This window comes from Bacillus sp. FSL R10-2201 (genome assembly GCF_038008665.1).
GTDB classification, from domain to species: Bacteria; Bacillota; Bacilli; order Bacillales; family Bacillaceae_G; genus Bacillus_A; species Bacillus_A mycoides.
Window position 1 is genome coordinate 4,685,077 of the sequence record NZ_JBBOZP010000001.1, and the last position, 16,199, is coordinate 4,701,275.

General features: G+C 36.3%; 20 protein-coding genes. 7 read left to right on the top strand and 13 right to left on the bottom strand.

Annotation, left to right across the window (positions count from 1 at the left end; genetic code table 11):
- Positions 1-41: 41 nt before the first annotated feature.
- From NSQ69_RS24395 to NSQ69_RS24405, 3 genes are all read right to left on the bottom strand, one after another.
- Entirely contained in the window at positions 42-359 is a 318-nt protein-coding gene (locus NSQ69_RS24395) for a YuiB family protein (protein ID WP_002089308.1), read from the bottom strand.
- The gene (locus NSQ69_RS24400) at positions 356-862 is read right to left on the bottom strand and encodes an NUDIX hydrolase (RefSeq protein WP_002015875.1); all 507 of its coding nucleotides are present in this window, start codon (positions 860-862) and stop codon (positions 356-358) included. Before NSQ69_RS24400 ends, NSQ69_RS24395 begins: the two co-directional genes overlap by 4 nt.
- Before the next feature lie 120 nt (positions 863-982).
- Positions 983-2,191: an NAD(P)/FAD-dependent oxidoreductase gene (locus tag NSQ69_RS24405; protein ID WP_002067919.1), complete on the bottom strand. Its 1,209-nt coding sequence runs from the start codon at positions 2,189-2,191 to the stop codon at positions 983-985.
- A 461-nt stretch (positions 2,192-2,652) separates the two neighbouring features.
- Here NSQ69_RS24405 and NSQ69_RS24410 point away from each other — a divergent pair, with 461 nt between their 5' ends.
- The 3 genes from NSQ69_RS24410 to NSQ69_RS24420 all read left to right on the top strand — a co-directional run bounded on the left by NSQ69_RS24410 (position 2,653) and on the right by NSQ69_RS24420 (position 5,860).
- Positions 2,653-3,642, top strand: coding sequence for an NAD(P)/FAD-dependent oxidoreductase (locus NSQ69_RS24410; RefSeq protein ID WP_002129707.1), 990 nt, complete (start codon positions 2,653-2,655; stop codon positions 3,640-3,642).
- Between the two features lie 165 nt (positions 3,643-3,807).
- Entirely contained in the window at positions 3,808-4,284 is a 477-nt protein-coding gene (locus NSQ69_RS24415; protein ID WP_341099766.1) for a GyrI-like domain-containing protein, read from the top strand.
- Positions 4,285-4,612: 328 nt separating this feature from the next.
- Positions 4,613-5,860 (top strand): MFS transporter, encoded by a 1,248-nt coding sequence (locus NSQ69_RS24420; RefSeq protein ID WP_003192140.1) that lies wholly within the window; start codon positions 4,613-4,615, stop codon positions 5,858-5,860.
- A gap of 16 nt (positions 5,861-5,876) precedes the next feature.
- Here the strand turns inward: NSQ69_RS24420 and NSQ69_RS24425 are convergent, their stop codons facing one another.
- Entirely contained in the window at positions 5,877-6,758 is an 882-nt protein-coding gene (locus NSQ69_RS24425; protein ID WP_078203759.1) for a helix-turn-helix domain-containing protein, read from the bottom strand.
- A gap of 231 nt (positions 6,759-6,989) precedes the next feature.
- Here NSQ69_RS24425 and NSQ69_RS24430 point away from each other — a divergent pair, with 231 nt between their 5' ends.
- Positions 6,990-7,451, top strand: coding sequence for a DUF523 domain-containing protein (locus NSQ69_RS24430; RefSeq protein WP_002089319.1), 462 nt, complete (start codon positions 6,990-6,992; stop codon positions 7,449-7,451).
- A gap of 30 nt (positions 7,452-7,481) precedes the next feature.
- Here NSQ69_RS24430 and NSQ69_RS24435 read toward each other — a convergent pair whose 3' ends face one another.
- The 7 genes from NSQ69_RS24435 to NSQ69_RS24465 form a co-directional block, all read right to left on the bottom strand.
- Positions 7,482-7,835 (bottom strand): YxeA family protein, encoded by a 354-nt coding sequence (locus tag NSQ69_RS24435; protein ID WP_078203758.1) that lies wholly within the window; start codon positions 7,833-7,835, stop codon positions 7,482-7,484.
- Between the two features lie 177 nt (positions 7,836-8,012).
- Positions 8,013-8,198, bottom strand: coding sequence for a hypothetical protein (locus NSQ69_RS24440; protein ID WP_078203757.1), 186 nt, complete (start codon positions 8,196-8,198; stop codon positions 8,013-8,015).
- A 32-nt stretch (positions 8,199-8,230) separates the two neighbouring features.
- Positions 8,231-8,422: a hypothetical protein gene (locus NSQ69_RS24445; RefSeq protein WP_016120988.1), complete on the bottom strand. Its 192-nt coding sequence runs from the start codon at positions 8,420-8,422 to the stop codon at positions 8,231-8,233.
- An 87-nt stretch (positions 8,423-8,509) separates the two neighbouring features.
- Complete coding sequence (locus NSQ69_RS24450) at positions 8,510-9,268, bottom strand: hypothetical protein (RefSeq protein ID WP_002129714.1); 759 nt, start codon at positions 9,266-9,268, stop codon at positions 8,510-8,512.
- Between the two features lie 268 nt (positions 9,269-9,536).
- Positions 9,537-9,890: a HesB/IscA family protein gene (locus NSQ69_RS24455; RefSeq protein ID WP_002034566.1), complete on the bottom strand. Its 354-nt coding sequence runs from the start codon at positions 9,888-9,890 to the stop codon at positions 9,537-9,539.
- A 41-nt stretch (positions 9,891-9,931) separates the two neighbouring features.
- Entirely contained in the window at positions 9,932-10,798 is an 867-nt protein-coding gene (dapF, locus tag NSQ69_RS24460; RefSeq protein WP_002015893.1) for a diaminopimelate epimerase, read from the bottom strand.
- A 328-nt stretch (positions 10,799-11,126) separates the two neighbouring features.
- Positions 11,127-11,366: a YuzB family protein gene (locus NSQ69_RS24465; protein ID WP_002015892.1), complete on the bottom strand. Its 240-nt coding sequence runs from the start codon at positions 11,364-11,366 to the stop codon at positions 11,127-11,129.
- Between the two features lie 428 nt (positions 11,367-11,794).
- Between NSQ69_RS24465 and NSQ69_RS24470 the strand changes: the two genes are divergently transcribed.
- From NSQ69_RS24470 to NSQ69_RS24480, 3 genes are all read left to right on the top strand, one after another.
- A complete protein-coding gene (locus NSQ69_RS24470; protein ID WP_002015890.1) occupies positions 11,795-12,865 on the top strand; it encodes an NAD(P)/FAD-dependent oxidoreductase in 1,071 nt (356 codons plus the stop codon).
- A 263-nt stretch (positions 12,866-13,128) separates the two neighbouring features.
- Complete coding sequence (locus NSQ69_RS24475; protein WP_002129718.1) at positions 13,129-13,788, top strand: ABC transporter ATP-binding protein; 660 nt, start codon at positions 13,129-13,131, stop codon at positions 13,786-13,788.
- Entirely contained in the window at positions 13,772-14,566 is a 795-nt protein-coding gene (locus NSQ69_RS24480) for an ABC transporter permease (RefSeq protein ID WP_002129719.1), read from the top strand. The genes NSQ69_RS24475 and NSQ69_RS24480 overlap by 17 nt, the downstream gene beginning before the upstream one ends.
- A gap of 50 nt (positions 14,567-14,616) precedes the next feature.
- On the opposite strand, the gene phnA is transcribed toward NSQ69_RS24480, so the two are convergent.
- Positions 14,617-14,958, bottom strand: coding sequence for an alkylphosphonate utilization operon protein PhnA (gene phnA / locus NSQ69_RS24485; protein ID WP_002089332.1), 342 nt, complete (start codon positions 14,956-14,958; stop codon positions 14,617-14,619).
- Between the two features lie 281 nt (positions 14,959-15,239).
- On the bottom strand, positions 15,240-16,013 hold the full coding sequence (locus NSQ69_RS24490; RefSeq protein WP_078203766.1) for a DUF2628 domain-containing protein: 774 nt from the start codon (positions 16,011-16,013) through the stop codon (positions 15,240-15,242).
- Between the last annotated feature and the right edge of the window lie 186 nt (positions 16,014-16,199).

Genomic DNA, 16,199 nt, shown 5'->3' on the forward strand with positions numbered 1-16,199 from the left:
GAAGGAATATGCAAAAAAATAATCTCCAAATTGATTGGAGATTAAAACATTTGATATCCACTTTTTCGAAGTTTTTTAATTATGATTCCTGCTAAAGCAGCACCTACTAATCCAGTAGATAGAATAAACACATCTGCGTGTCCTAAATGCGATACACTTGTCCCAAATGAAGAAAATGTTTCTTTTGGCTTTGAAAAATAGTCCCATACACTCGCTTTATTAATAATAAGCATACAAATAATCGGATATACAATAACCATTACCCACGTAGCTCGCAAAATCATGTTGAGTAAAAATCCAATTCCAAAAAATAAAATAAAGAACAACATCATTGAAATAAGTAGTACCGGTATACTCACTTCTTCTCCCTCTCCTTCGCATACGCCGTAAACACATGATAAGCCGTATAACCAAATTGCTCTCCTGGATTTAATGTTTTGTCCATTTCAAAATGCGACTCTGCTCTTCCTTCTAATAAATATTTGATGAGTACAGAAGTATTTTGATCATCTGCAATATTTTCTGGATGTAAAAAAGCTACTTCCGACAATTCTTTCTCCTGTACGATAACGTCTTCTCCCTCTGGCTCTAGAAGAAAAATAATCATATTATCACTAATTTCATTATGAATAACACCTGAGCGAATACCAATAATCCCCTTTACATGAGCAACAATGCCTGTCTCTTCCAAAATTTCACGTTTCACAGCTTCATCAACAGTCTCGCCTTCATTAACAAAACCAGCAGGTAAAGACCATTGCCCTTTCAATCCACCGTATTTTTTCTTAACGAATAGCCATCTCCCATCTTCTGTAGCTACTAAGCCACTGACAGCTAACCACACTTTCCCTCGCTTCCCCATGATATAACCTCCTCCATCAAAACGAACAGAATATTCTTTCTTTTTTATATATTATACTATATTTTCAATACGAAAAAAGCAGAAACAGCTCATAGCCGTTTCTGCTTTTTCTACTATATATTAAAAGAACTTCAATTTACCTTTTTTAAGAACTAATAAAGGTCCGCCTAGTAAGAATAAGTAACGGTTGTCGATTACTTTCTTCATGAATGAAGCTTTCCAACCTGTTAACTTTTTACCCATAACAACGCCCATTGCATCGTCATGACCTAATGAACATACAGATCCTTTATTATCAAATGCGAACTTTTTCATTTCACCTTTGCCACGAACTAACACAGTTAAATTGTGTGCAATATTATAACCTTCTTGAATTGCAATCTGTGCTGTTGGTGGGTATGGACGGTTAATCTCTTCGTTGATGATTAACGCTGCATCACCAACCATGAATACATCTTCATGACCTGGAGCGTGCATGTACTCATCCACTTTAATACGTCCGCGCATTGCTTCAAATCCAGACTCTTCCACAATACCATTACCACGAACACCTGCAGCCCAAACTACAGTTTCAGATTTAAGAAGTTCAGCATCATCACCGTTGGCAACGATAATACCTTCTTCAGTTGCTTCCTTAATTGCTGTACCGATGCGGAATTCTACACCTTTTTTCTCAAGTTGTTTTACAGCGTACTCTACTAATGCTGGATCGAAACCAGGAAGTGCTGTTGGAGCAGCTTCTACACAGATGATACGTGCTTTTTCACGTGGAACATCGTACTCTTTGCAAAGTTCAGGAATACGATTTGCAAGCTCACCTACGTACTCGATACCAGTAAATCCAGCGCCACCAACAACGATTGTTACTAACTCATCACGTTTTTCAGTCGCATATTGAGCGAATTTTTCTTCCATATGCTCACGAATTTGACGAGTTGCATTAATGTTAGTGATTGAGAATGCATGCTCTTTTAATCCTTTAATTCCGAACGTTTCTGATTCGAAACCAAGACCGATTACTAAGTAATCATACTCTAATTCACCATCTTTTAAGATAATACGTTTTTCAGCAGCTTTAATCTCTACTACTGTATCTTGTACAAAGTTCACTTTATTTGTATCGATAACGTCTTGAATATCTAGACAGATTTTATCATCTTGTAATGTACCAGCTGCACTCTCATGTAACCAAGTTGCTTGGTAGTGATAGCTGTTGTTGTTTACTAACGTAATTTCAGCTTCACTTACAGATAATGTTTTTTGCAGACGAACAGTCGTAATCATCCCGCCATAACCTGCACCTAAAACTACGATTTTTGGAGTCTTCACTAAATCACAACCCTTTTCTTTATATAATAGTAATAAAAAATAATACCAAGTACTAAAAACTCTATTTGTCAAGAATGTGGAATTTATCACATTCTATATCATAACAAAACGCAGTCAAAAAATCGTACGAAATTTGTCATAGAAATTTAACATAATACTTCCCTATATTAGTCGGTTTCATTCCATAATTCAAGCACCTAGAGAATTATCGATATTTTAAAATAACATAGCGTTTTCAAGGGTTTTTTAGCCTTTTTTTCATGTATTTTCCTTCCGTTGTATTTTATACGATTCTAAAACATCTATACGCAAACTTACTTATTATTCAGTCGTTTTCAGAAGTATTATTAACTGAAATATGCTATCATTTATTTGAAAGTGTCATCATTTGCAGGATTTTCGTGTACATATGAACAATATATGAAATCAATATTAAAATTCCATCTATAGGGGGAATGAAAGTGACAGAAAATCAAAAAGTTTACGACATAACGATTATTGGTGGTGGCCCAACAGGACTATTCACTGCATTTTATGGCGGAATGAGACAAGCAAGTGTAAAAATCATTGAAAGCTTACCTCAACTTGGAGGGCAATTATCCGCACTATATCCCGAAAAATATATTTATGATGTAGCTGGATTCCCAAAAGTGCGTGCACAAGAGTTAGTTGATAACTTAAAAGAGCAAATGAAAAAGTTCGATCCAACTATTTGCTTAGAAGAAGCTGTTGATACGCTTGAAAAACAAGCTGACGGTATATTTAAACTTGTTACAAATAAACAAACTCACTACTCTAAATCTGTCATCATTACTGCTGGCAATGGTGCTTTCCAACCACGCCGCTTAGAATTAGAAGGCACAGCAAAATACGAAAAGAAAAACTTACATTATTTCGTTGATGATATGAATAAATTTGCTGGAAAACGCGTCGTTGTATTCGGCGGCGGTGACTCAGCAGTAGATTGGACAATGATGTTAGAACCGATTGCGGACAAAGTTACAATTGCTCATCGCCGCGATAAATTCCGTGCACATGAACATAGCGTAGAAAGCTTAATGAATTCCCGTGCAGAAGTAAGCACACCTTACGTTCCAGTTGAACTTATCGGTGATGATACTATTGAACAAGTTGTTCTTCAGCACGTAAAAACAGAAGAAAAAATTATCATCGATGTTGATGACGTAATCGTAAACTACGGCTTCGTTTCTTCACTTGGTCCAATTAAAAATTGGGGCTTAGATATTCAAAAAAACAGCATCCTCGTGAACTCAAAAATGGAAACAAATATTCCTGGCATTTACGCTGCTGGTGACATTTGTACATATGAAGGAAAAGTAAAACTCATTGCTTGCGGCTTTGGTGAAGCACCGACAGCAGTAAACAATGCAAAAGCTTACTTCGATCCAAACGCAAAACTTCAACCAATGCATAGCTCAAGTATGTTTTAATATAGAAATGAAAAGAGCTCCTTTTACATGAAAGGAGTTCTTTTCATACTCTCTCTTTTTCCTAACTAAAATACATCGCAATTTGATAAAAAACACTACTTCTTTCCAAAATATGTTACAATAAAACAGAACGTACGTTTCGTTTAATAAAGGGAGGTTTTATTAATGAAAGAACCTATTATCGTAAAAAAAGAAGCTTTCCAAGCAATCGGTGTTTCTATTACAACTACAAACGAAAAAGAAGCATCAAATGAAGGAAAGATTCCGGTGCTTTGGAATCGCTACTTCCAAGAACAAATCATGCATCAAATTCCAAATCAACAAACAAAAGAAACATTCGCTTTCTACTCAAACTACGAATCGGATGAAACTGGTACATATCAATTTACTATCGGCATGCCTGTTTCTTCATTAGAAGAAGTTCCTGAAAATATGACAACCTTAACAATACCTGCTGCTACGTATGCGGTATTTACAACGAGAAAAGGTCCTGTGTCTGAAGTCATTTGTGAAACTTGGGAATATATTTGGCAATGGTCGAAAGAAAACAAACGTGCTTTTACAACAGACTTTGAGCTTTATGACGAAAATGCAGTAGATCCAAATAACGTACAAGTGGATATTTATATTGCTTTAGCGTGAATGACAAAAAAGAAGATACCCTTTGGTATCTTCTTTTTTGTCGTTAAATAGCCACTGTGCAAATTCATTATTATTGTCTACAATGAGAAAGTGCAGTATAGAAATATTAGAAACTGTATAAAGTGAAACTATACTCAGTGGGGGTTTTGTTCATCCCCCACTGAGTATTAGCCTTCACCAATCGGGCGTTTACGGGCAGCCCGACTCCCGCCTAACTTCTTTGCTCTAGCCAAATTTTGAGGTGGGAGTTTTACTGCCCGTTAACGCGGGATAAAACGATTGTTAATAGGTTTTTCAGTCTAAAATCGGTACATAGAAAGGAAGCAATATGGAGGAACTACAACAAAATAAATCTGCTTTAGAAGGAAGCGGAAAACCGTTATTAAAAAATACGAATTTCCTTTTTCTTTGGGCAGCTACTCTCTTTTCAAGCTTTGCTTTAGCCTTTTTTACTTTTTCACAAACATGGTACATAGCAAAAACATTAAACCTTGAGGCTTCACTCGGTATTGTTTTCGTGGCTCTTAGTGTTCCAAGGCTCATCTTTATGATTATCGGCGGAGCATTAGCTGATAAATTCCCGAAAAAAAATATCATGTTTTACTCTAATATTATTCGCGCTATTCTTGTCGCAACTATTCTCACCTGGTTCATCGTCGGTGATGTAACACTATATACATTTGCTTTATTCGCATTGTTCTTCGGACTTGCTGACGCTTTCTTCTGGTCAGCAGATGGATCTATTCTGCCTGAACTTGTAGAAAAGAGCCGTTTAACACAAGCAAATTCACTTACTCAAATGACAAACCAAGCATCTGTCATTTTAGGACCTGTACTTGGCGGTATTCTCATTAAATTTACGAACTATGAAACAATTTTTTCAATTACAATCCTGCTACTCATTATCGCTGCAATACTCGTTCAAAAAATACAATTTACCGTACCCGAAAAAAATGAAACAGATAAAGGCATGTTTACTTCTATTAAAGAGGGAATTTTATATGTAAAAGAATCACCATTTCTTTCAACTTTCCTTATATGTAGCGCCTTTTTAAACTTATTTTTAATCGGCCCAATGCAAGTAGGATTTCCGCTCTTCGTAAAAAACGTTCTGCACGGTGATTCACTTCAGTTTAGTTACTTAGAAGCGTCTGTTGGCGGCGGGATGGCGATAGGAGCTGTCATTGTCGGATTAAAAAATATTAATCGTAGACGTGGACTATTTTGCATTATCATGATGCTACTGTCTGGTGTATTCTTCCTAGCCATCAATTTTAGCACCGTACTTTGGCAAGCGTTATTAGCTGGAATGTTTTACGGTATTACAATCGCAATGGCAATTGTTCCACTTATGGCGATGATTCAGTCGACAGTAAAAGAAGAAATGATGGGACGCGTAATGAGCCTACTCATGCTTTCATCGATGGGATTCATTCCGCTCTCTTACGCATTTACATCGCTTGCACTTGGAATCGGCATTCCAATTGTAACGGTTATGAAAAGCGGTGCAATCGCTGTTATCGTCTTTGTACTATTTGTAGCAATTCGTGTTCCAGTTGTAAGAAAGTTCGATTAGCTCTTAGAGTCATGTATTATATGCATGACTCTTTTTTAAATGGATCGAATAACGGTATTCCCTTACTTCTCCTTAATGCCGCTCCCCACTCTAATCCAATTTCTAAAAATAAATCTCGCATCGTACTATACAATAGTGCTCCAACATCTTTACGAATTTCTCCGTACTTATACGCTCTCACAACACTTTTCACCCGCCAAATTAAATTTCCATACGCTTCTTCATCAGCTAATATCCCCTCTAATAAAGCACCTTGCTCTAGTAATCCGCTCTTTTTATAAGCAAGTTCCACCTTACTCCAAAATATATTAATCTTCTTCGGATTACTCGTCATCGGCACCAGTGCGTATATAAAAGGCTTCGGTATATCGTGACGACAATACGTTTCATCAAGCTCGTACGTTACTTTTCTTTTCTCTTTTATTTGTGGAATGTTTTTAGAAAGAATTGTTTCCCCCTCATTTTTTTGCTCGTTTCCACTACAGCCATCTGTACGATCATCACTTTCACATGCGGACATTTTCATACGGTCATCCATGCGGTCAATTGCAGATTTAAGAAATACATATAAGTTTGCACTATATCCCCCGCGCTTATATCTTTCTTTTGTTGCAATACGTTTTATAATCCCTAGTTCTTCTAACTTTGCAATCGAGCGGCGTACCGTACGAATACTCTTTCCAACATTTGTAGCAATCGTCTCCATTAATGGACAAGCAACACCAACTGTTTTTTGTTTCTCATTCACCGCATACTTTCCTAAAAAATGAATAATGATAGAATCCGTTTTATTCAATTGAAATCGATAGCACTTCAAAACTTGTTTTTGATATGTATTAAACTCTTCTTTACTTCGAAATTGACTATATGGTTTCATTAAATTATATAAGCTTCCCATTTTTATCACCTCACTTATAGGTAAGAAATAGGAAGAGAAATTGGCGTGATATTTAATATTTTTTATCCCGCATTAACGGGCAGTAAGACTCCCACCTCCAGATTCGGCGAATGCGAGGAGGTTAGGTGGGAGATCAACTGCCCGTAAAAGCCCGATTGGTTCAACTAATAATCAGTGGGGGATGGACAAAACCCCCACTGATTAAATTTTCACTTTATTGGAGATGAAAATATGATTGTAATTAGTGCTTGTTTAGGTGGTATCGCTTGTCGTTATGACGGTAACGATAATCTCGTTTCACAAATAGAAGAGTTATTACAAAGGGAAGACACCATCCTCGTTTGTCCCGAAGTATTAGGCGGTTTACCAACACCACGCCCTTCTGCTGAAATTATCGGCGGTAATGGCGATGATGTTTTAGATGGAAAAGCAAAAGTAATGACGAAAGAAGGACAAGATGTCACGGAAGCTTTCGTGCGTGGTGCTTATAAAGCATTAGAACAAATAAAAGATTTAAACCCAGAATATATAATTTTAAAAGAACGCAGTCCATCTTGTGGTAGTTCTACTATTTACACAGGGGAATTTAACGGCAATAAACAAACTGGTTATGGAGTGACAACTGCTTTATTTAAAAGACACGGATTTAAAGTCATTTCAGAAGAGGATTTTGAAAGTAAAAAAAGGAATTGACCCTGTTCGTCAATTCCTTTTACATCTGTCTTATTTCACACCTAATTTTTCTTTCACTTTCGCAGGAAGCTCGTCCTTTTTCACTTCTTCCCAAGCAGTTACACCTTTTTCATCTGAGTGGAATACACGCAAAAATGCTTCTTTACGAAGATTTTTCGCAGCGGTAAATTCCATTTCTTTTTCTTTACCATCCTTATCAAATGCAGGTAGCTTATACTCGAATGATTTGTGCGGCTGACCACTATCAGCTTTTTCATTCTTTTCGATTCCATCAGTAGTAATTTGAACGTAGTACTCATCTTTACCCATACGGTTTAAATCACAGCCAACTAATAGACTTGCAAATACAACTAAAATACTAAAAAGTGCAATATATCTTTTCAATTCCTTCACCTCATATGTTTTTCTTATATTGTTATCTTAAGGCCTTCGCTTTAAAGAAGAAATTCAAAAACATGACATAAACATTACACTTTTGTAAGATAGTAAATTAAAACTTTAATCAGTGTTTTTTCATTGAAAACGTTATTGACACTCATCTAGCCTAGTCATGACAATCTATTAACGCCAATAACGTCTTCCACGCCAATTTTTCCACTTGTCACGAATCTTATCACGTAATTTCCTTATACCGCTTATTACACCCTCTATTACGCACTCTATTATGATATCTATTACAATGTAACTTACAAATTTAGTTATAGGTTTAATCACATATCTCCCTACGAATTCAAAAACATCGTCAATCTTGCGTCCCCTCCCGCTCGTACAAAAAACTGCTACTTCCCATTCTTTTTGCGCAATCTACGTTCTGTTACAACCGCTGCGCCTACTGCAGTAGCTATCAACAAAAATAGTACGGCGATAGCGTCCACAATGAGGCTATTGAATTTGGACAAAACCCCAACAAATACTAACGCTATCGTTAATACTGCTAGCATAATTATCGTTATCTTATCTTCGTTCATCATTGTCCTCTCCGATTACTCACGGTTCTCTCTCCAAGACTTTATAAAGCCACCGACAACTTTACTGCAATTGTTCCCGTAATTAATTTATTATCGTTGTAATCCATCTTCTACTACCTGCGTAACAGTTCCATTTGGTTCGAAGATTACACGTAATGTTCCTTCGCCGCCATAACCGGTATAGCCGTATACTGAATACGATTTATATTTCTCAATCATACGTGGCTGTCCAATCGCAGCTTTTACTTGATTCGCAGGCATACCTTTTTTGATTTTCAAATAGTGATTATAGTCTACTTCCGCCGAATCGTTATTTACATCTTTATACCACGGTACGCGGTCGTTTTTTTCTTCATATTCCTTTACAGGCTCTTCACTGCTTTTCGTAGATACCGGACTCTCTTTATCCGCATCCCTTATAGCAGTGCGTTCAATATTCACAACGTAACCATATGTATTTAATTCAACCATAATTTCATATGTACCATCCGTATCCTTTTCAGTATAAAACACGCGTTTTTCCTTGTTATTATAATGTTTTATGTTCTCACCACCGTAGTTAATCTTGTTAAGGATATCCGTATATGTCATGCCTTCCTCAATCTTTTCGGCTTCGTCACGAGAAATATAACGCTTCTGTGACGATGTAGCGTCCTCATATTTAATGCTGTCACGTTCACTCGTAGTCATAGGGGTTTCCTTCTGTTCTTTTAGTACTTCCGCTTCCGATTTCACTTGTTGCTTTGCTCCCGCTTTTGTTAACACGTCTGTATCGTTAGAACAAGCTCCAAATATTGATGCTGTAACCAACGTCATCCCTAATACCAGTACTTTCTTAAATGACTTCATTGTAATTCCTCCGGTAGTTTTTAATTTCTAGTAATCAGCGTATTTTAATTAATATGGAACGAGTCAGTTCTATACAATTTGATATGGCCTGCACCTTCATGCATCCTCTTTAGCCTTCTTCTTGCATATATTCGTTATCTTTGTCATGCTCTTTTTCTTTTTAGCGCAAAAGAAAAGACCTTCCTAACGATTTGGTTTCATCGCTAAGAAGGTCTTTATATGCAACCTACCCATTCAATTTCCACTTAGAATAAAGGGATGAAAAAACTTAGCAATCTTCTGGCTTACCAGCATTCGACGCTGTACGGAAAGATGATCCGCATCCACATGATGCGATCGCGTTTGGATTGTCGATTGTGAATCCGCCGCCAAGCATAGATTGCTTATAGTCAACTTTCACTCCCTTTACAATCGGAGCACTTTCTTTATCGATAACAAATTCAACACCGAAAAACTCAAGAACTGTGTCGTCTTCTTTTGGTTCTACTTCAAATCCTAAGCCGTAAGAAAGACCACTACATCCGCCGCCATGTACAGCAAGGCGCACGTACTTCTCTCCATCTTCAGCATCTTTTAACATATCTTTAATTTGAAAAGCTGCTTGTTCTGTTACTTCAATCATGAAATACACCATCCTTTCTGTTCTCATTCTATTATACATCTTTACGCTTCTATCTTGTACTCATACACTCCGCGGCAAATTATTTCCGCAGGTCCTTTCATTAATACATTTCCTTCTTCTGTCCATGCGATCATTAAGTCGCCGCCTGCTAAGTGAACCGTAATTTCTTTACCGTGTTCCATTTTCCCATTTAAAATTGCCGCAACGACAGCTGCGCATGCTCCTGTCCCGCAAGCTTGTGTTACACCAGATCCTCGTTCCCAAACGCGAAAATTCATCTCTTCATCATTCAAAATCTCGATGAATTCAACATTCACTCGCTCTGGGAACATTTCATGCGTCTCAAGAACCGGTCCTAACGTTGTAAGAGGCGCTTTTTCTACATCATCAACAAAAATAACCGCATGTGGATTCCCCATTGAAACAGCTGTAAATGCATAACGGTGATTATTGTATAAGAAGTTTTCACGAATAAATGGTGTTTCTCCTTCACCAAGCATCGGTATCTCTTCACGTGTTAAACGAGGTGCTCCCATGTCGATTTTCGCTAATGTAACTTTGTCATCTTCTACCGTTACTTCTGCCGTAACAATGCCCGCTAACGTTTCAATTGTGAAAACTTTACCTTCTACTAGTTTATGCTCATACGCATATTTCGCTACGCAGCGTAAACCATTTCCACAGCTCTTTCCTTCTGAGCCATCGTTATTAAACATGCGCATTTTTACTGGTGCCACGTCAGAAGGACAAATTAAAATCATTCCATCTGCACCAATACCAGTATTAATATTTGAAACCTTTTCCGCTACAATTGCTAAATCTTCTTCTCTAATTTGTTCCTCAAACATATTTACATATATATAACTATTTCCAAGACCATGCATTTTTGTAAAAGAAAATTGGCTCATTTTTATTCACTCCAAAAATAATTTATTATTTCAAGTATAAAATGCATGCTTTTAGAACACAATATGAATGTCCCCCGTTTCTCATATTTGACAGTGTTTTGGCAATAGGCCGTTCTTACACAAATCGTGTAAGAAAAAAGCCCTTCTAAAAGGGCTTTTTTTTTTCGAAATAAACACTCCTAATAAAGTGAAACTTTAATCAGTGGGGGACGGGCAACAGGGCTTCAACCTAACTTCTTTGCTTCAGCTGAATTTTGAGGTGGGAGTCTTACTGCCCGCAAATAGCGGGATAAATGAAAAAAGAAAAACGTTGCCTGTTTGCAACGCTTTAAAACATTGGATTTTCATCCATATAATCATATACATTATTTACAAGTTCTTCTACTGTTGCACCTTGTACCACTTCACCATTTACAAGTGCAAATGGACCTTCAAAACAGATGCCACAATATCCTAAACAACCATATTCCATTACGTCTAAATTAGGATCTTTTTCTAATTTTTCTAAAGCTGCTTGCGAACCGCTTGCAAGGTTACCTACACAAAATTCGATTAATGGTTTAATCAAAACTCTCTCCCCCCTGTATCTCTAAACAAATTACCATTTACTTTATATGGTATGTGCATACCTAATTTGCGAAACGGATAAGTAACCCTCTCTACTTGTTACCATTCCACTTTATTTATAAGAAGAAAACTAAGCTGTTTCTTGTTGTTTTCGTTATATATTCTAAACTATTTAGTTACTTCACTATTTCACTTCATAATAGATGGTCTTCTTTATATAACATACTACTCATAATGAAATAGTAAATAGTAACTAGAAAATGAAAACCACTTACTTTACTTTTCTTCTTATTGTACAACAGAGTATTCATTCATGCATTGTTATTTGTTCACAAATTCGATATAATTTGATTGTGTAAAGTCAAAATATTTTATTAATATAAAATTGTATGATTAGGGGATATTTCAACAGAAAAGGGGTAATCCATCATGAAACACCTCGTACTACTAGGTGGTGGCTACGGTGGAATGAGAATTCTGCAGCGGCTACTTCCAAGCAACCAACTTCCAGATGATGTACAAGTGACATTAATCGACAAAGTACCATATCATTGCTTTAAAACTGAATATTATGCATTAGTTGCGGGTACAATTTCAGAAACGCATATTCGCATACCGTTTCCTGAGCACCCACGTCTCAATATTCAATACGGAACAGTAACAAATATTGACCTCGAAACGAAAGCCGTTCATCTCGATGGCGGTGAAACGATTCAATATGATGATTTAATTATCGGGCTTGGCTGTGAAGATAAATATCATAACGTTCCTGGGGCAAAGGAATATACACATAGCCTACAATCAATTGAACAAACACGTAAGACATATGAACAATTAAATAGCTTAGAACCAAATGCAACAGTAGCTGTCGTTGGGGCTGGTTTAAGCGGCGTTGAAGTGGCAAGTGAACTTCGCGAAAGCCGTTCGGATTTAAAAATCTATTTATTTGATCGAAAAGATAGAATTTTATTCCCATATCCAGAGAAATTAAGTAGATACGTAGAAGAATGGTTTGTAAAACATAAAGTTACCATTATACGAAACTCTAACATTACAAAAGTGGAACCAAACATTGTATACAACCATGATGAACCACTTGAATGTGATGCAATCGTCTGGACAGCTGGTATTCAAGCAAATGAAGTTGTTCGAAACCTTCCAGTAGAACAAGATGGTAGCGGACGGGTTGTTTTAACGAAATATCACAATATTCCAAATAACGAGCACGTTTATGTCGTAGGAGATTGTGCAGCACTTCCACACGCACCATCTGCTCAACTTGCTGAAGGTCAAGGAGAACAAATTGTCCAAATATTATTAAAACGTTGGAATAATGAACCCCTTCCTGATGAACTGCCTGTTATTAAATTAAAAGGTGTTCTCGGTTCTCTCGGCAAAAAACATGGATTTGGTTTACTAGCAAACCAACCATTAATGGGACGTGTACCGAGATTATTAAAATCCGGTCTTCTTTGGATGTACAAATATCATAACGGTTAATACTTTAAAGGCTGCCTACATAGTAGACAGCCTTTTTCTATTCATTTTTTGTAACTACTCAGTCATTCTATGAAAAACCGACAAAAAAGCATTTTTTTAAATGGTCGAAAGGGACTGGCTATGTATAGGATCCGTCAGTGCCTTTTCCTGCCACGCGCAAAGTTTTAAAACAAAGAAAAAAGATGTTCCTTCTAAAGAGACTTTATTTTTCTATTTTTCTCTCTTTTTGATACGATATAACTAGAATCAGAAAGGAGCAATTTATGTTTATATTAAAAGACATCACATATAAAGATATTCTACACATTCCTTATTTACAGATTCAAAAAGAAAAAACAACTTGTATTATCGGTGAAAGTGGTAGTGGTAAAAGCACATTACTTCGCATGTTAAACGATTTACAATCACCAACATCTGGCACAATTGAATATAACGGAAAATCTATTTTAGATTATCCTCCCATTCAATTACGCCGTGAAGTTGTCATGCTCGGACAAACTCCGCCTATTTTTGATGGAACAATTAAAGATAATTTATTAATGGGGCTTCGATTTTCTGAAAAGCCATTTCCAAATGACGACGCCCTGCAAGGCGCATTAACGACTGTTAGCCTAGATAAAAAATTAGAAGATAACGCCTCTTCTTTATCAGGTGGCGAAAAACAAAGACTTGCTTTCGCTCGTATTATACTAATGGATCCGCCCGTCTATTTATTAGATGAACCAACTTCTGCGCTAGATGGTGACACAGAACGCCGCGTTATGAAACAATTTACTATGCTAGCAAGAGAAAAGAAAAAAACAGTTATCTTCATCACGCACTCGCAACAACTTCCAGAAGAAATCGCAGACGATATTATTGAAATTAGTAAAACAAACGGTGCAACTAGAAAGGAAGTGCTATCAATTGAAGGGCGTTATTGAACTACAAATTTGGCAACTTGCAGCTGCATATATTTTCATCCTTATTTTAATCGGGCTTGTGAAATTAAAAGGAATACCGCGTGAGAAACAAATTACAATTGCTACATTACGTATGACAATTCAGCTCGTACTAGTCGCATATGTTCTTACATACATATTTGAAAATAGTAATCCGTTTTATACAATAGCTCTCATTACTTCTATTACTACCTTTGCGATTTTCAATATTTATAAACGAGTTAATATTCCAATGTCAAAAGAATTAAAACGAGTAGCTGCCCTCTCCATGATTGCTGGATCAATTGGCCCTCTTCTACTATTTATCTTTGTCATTATCGGACATGATCCTTGGTATGCTCCGCAGTATATCGTTCCTATTGCCGGCATGCTAATCGGTAATGCTATGACAGGTATTTGCCTCGGGGCAAACACCTTTTTAAACAGTATGAAATCACAAAGAGACCATATTGAAGGTGCACTTATGCTTGGCGCAACTCCAAAACAAGCAGCTGCTCCGCTCATACGGGACGCTTTCGATTCTGCTATTTTACCAACAATTAATTCCATGGTCGGAATGGGAATTATAAGTCTTCCAGGCATGATGACAGGACAAATTTTATCCGGTGTATCACCATTTACAGCTATCCAATATCAAATTGCGATTATACTTGGCATTTCTGGAAGTACAGCTTTCTCTGTTATTATCTTCTTACAGCTTGGGTATAAAACGTTCTTTAATAAGCGGTGCCAGTTGAAAGAAGTTGAAGTACAATCATAAAAAAGACGCTCTGCAAGTTACTTACAGAGCGTCTTTTTTCTTTGCTAATCTTACGCTTTCTTAACGAACTGTGATTTTAACTTCATAGCTCCGAAACCGTCGATTTTGCAATCAATATCGTGATCTCCCTCAACTAGACGGATACTCTTTACTTTCGTACCAATCTTTACAACTGAAGAAGTTCCTTTTACTTTTAAATCTTTAATTACAGTAACAGCATCGCCATCTTGAAGAACGTTTCCGTTCGCATCTTTTACAACTTTTGCACCATCATTACTTTCAGCTTCCGCTTCTTGACCCCACTCATGGGCACATTCTGGACATACGAAAAGAGCGCCATCCTCATACGTATATTCTGAATTACATTTTGGACAATTTGGTAAAGTAGCCATAAATTCATTTCCTCCGTTCATTATTTATACGTAAAAATCAAATCGAATTTTTACATGTCGATAAATAAAATTTGTATAGCATTTCTTTATACTGCCATAGTCTCACGTTATTGACAAGCCTACCTCAAATTCTCATTTTTTATTGTATTTTACAAAATTTCAATTAGTATGGCGTTTGTTTACTAATGTTTTTCTCTTCTTGTTACATATCCTTTCTCATAAATAAAAAGAAGAATCTTCATTAGACTCTTCTTTTTGCGATACATCATTATCTATTTATATTAATACCAGGCATTTTCTTCAATATAAAATTGATACTCTTCTGCTTCTTCTTCATTTAACTTTTTATCGTTTAAATAAATTTCTTTCCATTCAAATCTCTGTTTATCTAAATACACAGCGAACTTAACCTTTACATCCTTTTTTTCCTCATAATCATAACCAGTAAATTCTACTATATCAAAACGTCCTTCTTTTTTTACATACGTCCATTTTGGATCATCAGTAAAAACTTCCAATGTAATCCCTTCATCACTTAAACGAACTACATCTTTTATATTTGGTTCCGTCGGTAAATACGATAACCCATAACCAGCTGCACCAAATACTACAAATAATAACGCATTTAATCCAAGCATAATCCCAACATGAGTGCCACCCTTTGTTTGGAAGTAATAATTGTGTTGTGCATCAGATAACTCTTTTGCCTTATGTAAAACACGAACTGTATGCTTGTAATATAAACGATTCCCTTGCCATCCAGTAAATAGCATAGTTCCGAAATAAACAATAAAATCGATCCACATCGGGATATCTATAAAAACAGAGGTAATTAAAGTAGGAACTCCTACTAATGCAATAATAATAAATAATTTATACATTTTGCGATAAGCTAACCACAATACTGGGAAGAAAAAGGCTATCCAGTTCCAACTATTTCCCTTCTCGGGATCTTTTGCTTTCCCCCACTTAAAGTCGTAATATGCAGTATTATTTCTCACAACTTTATGTAACTCTTTAGGAGCTATCGCTTCCTGTAAAACAGTGTCCTTCACGTACATCATCCTTCTCTTATTTCTATATAACTTTATTGTATATCTATAAAAAGAAGGAATCTAACAAAAAATAGTTATATTTCATAAAAATGAACAAAAATCGAATACATTCCGACAATTATCCATTCTATATTCCATTTTACTATTAAATATATTAGAATACTCATATATAAGACATTTAATACA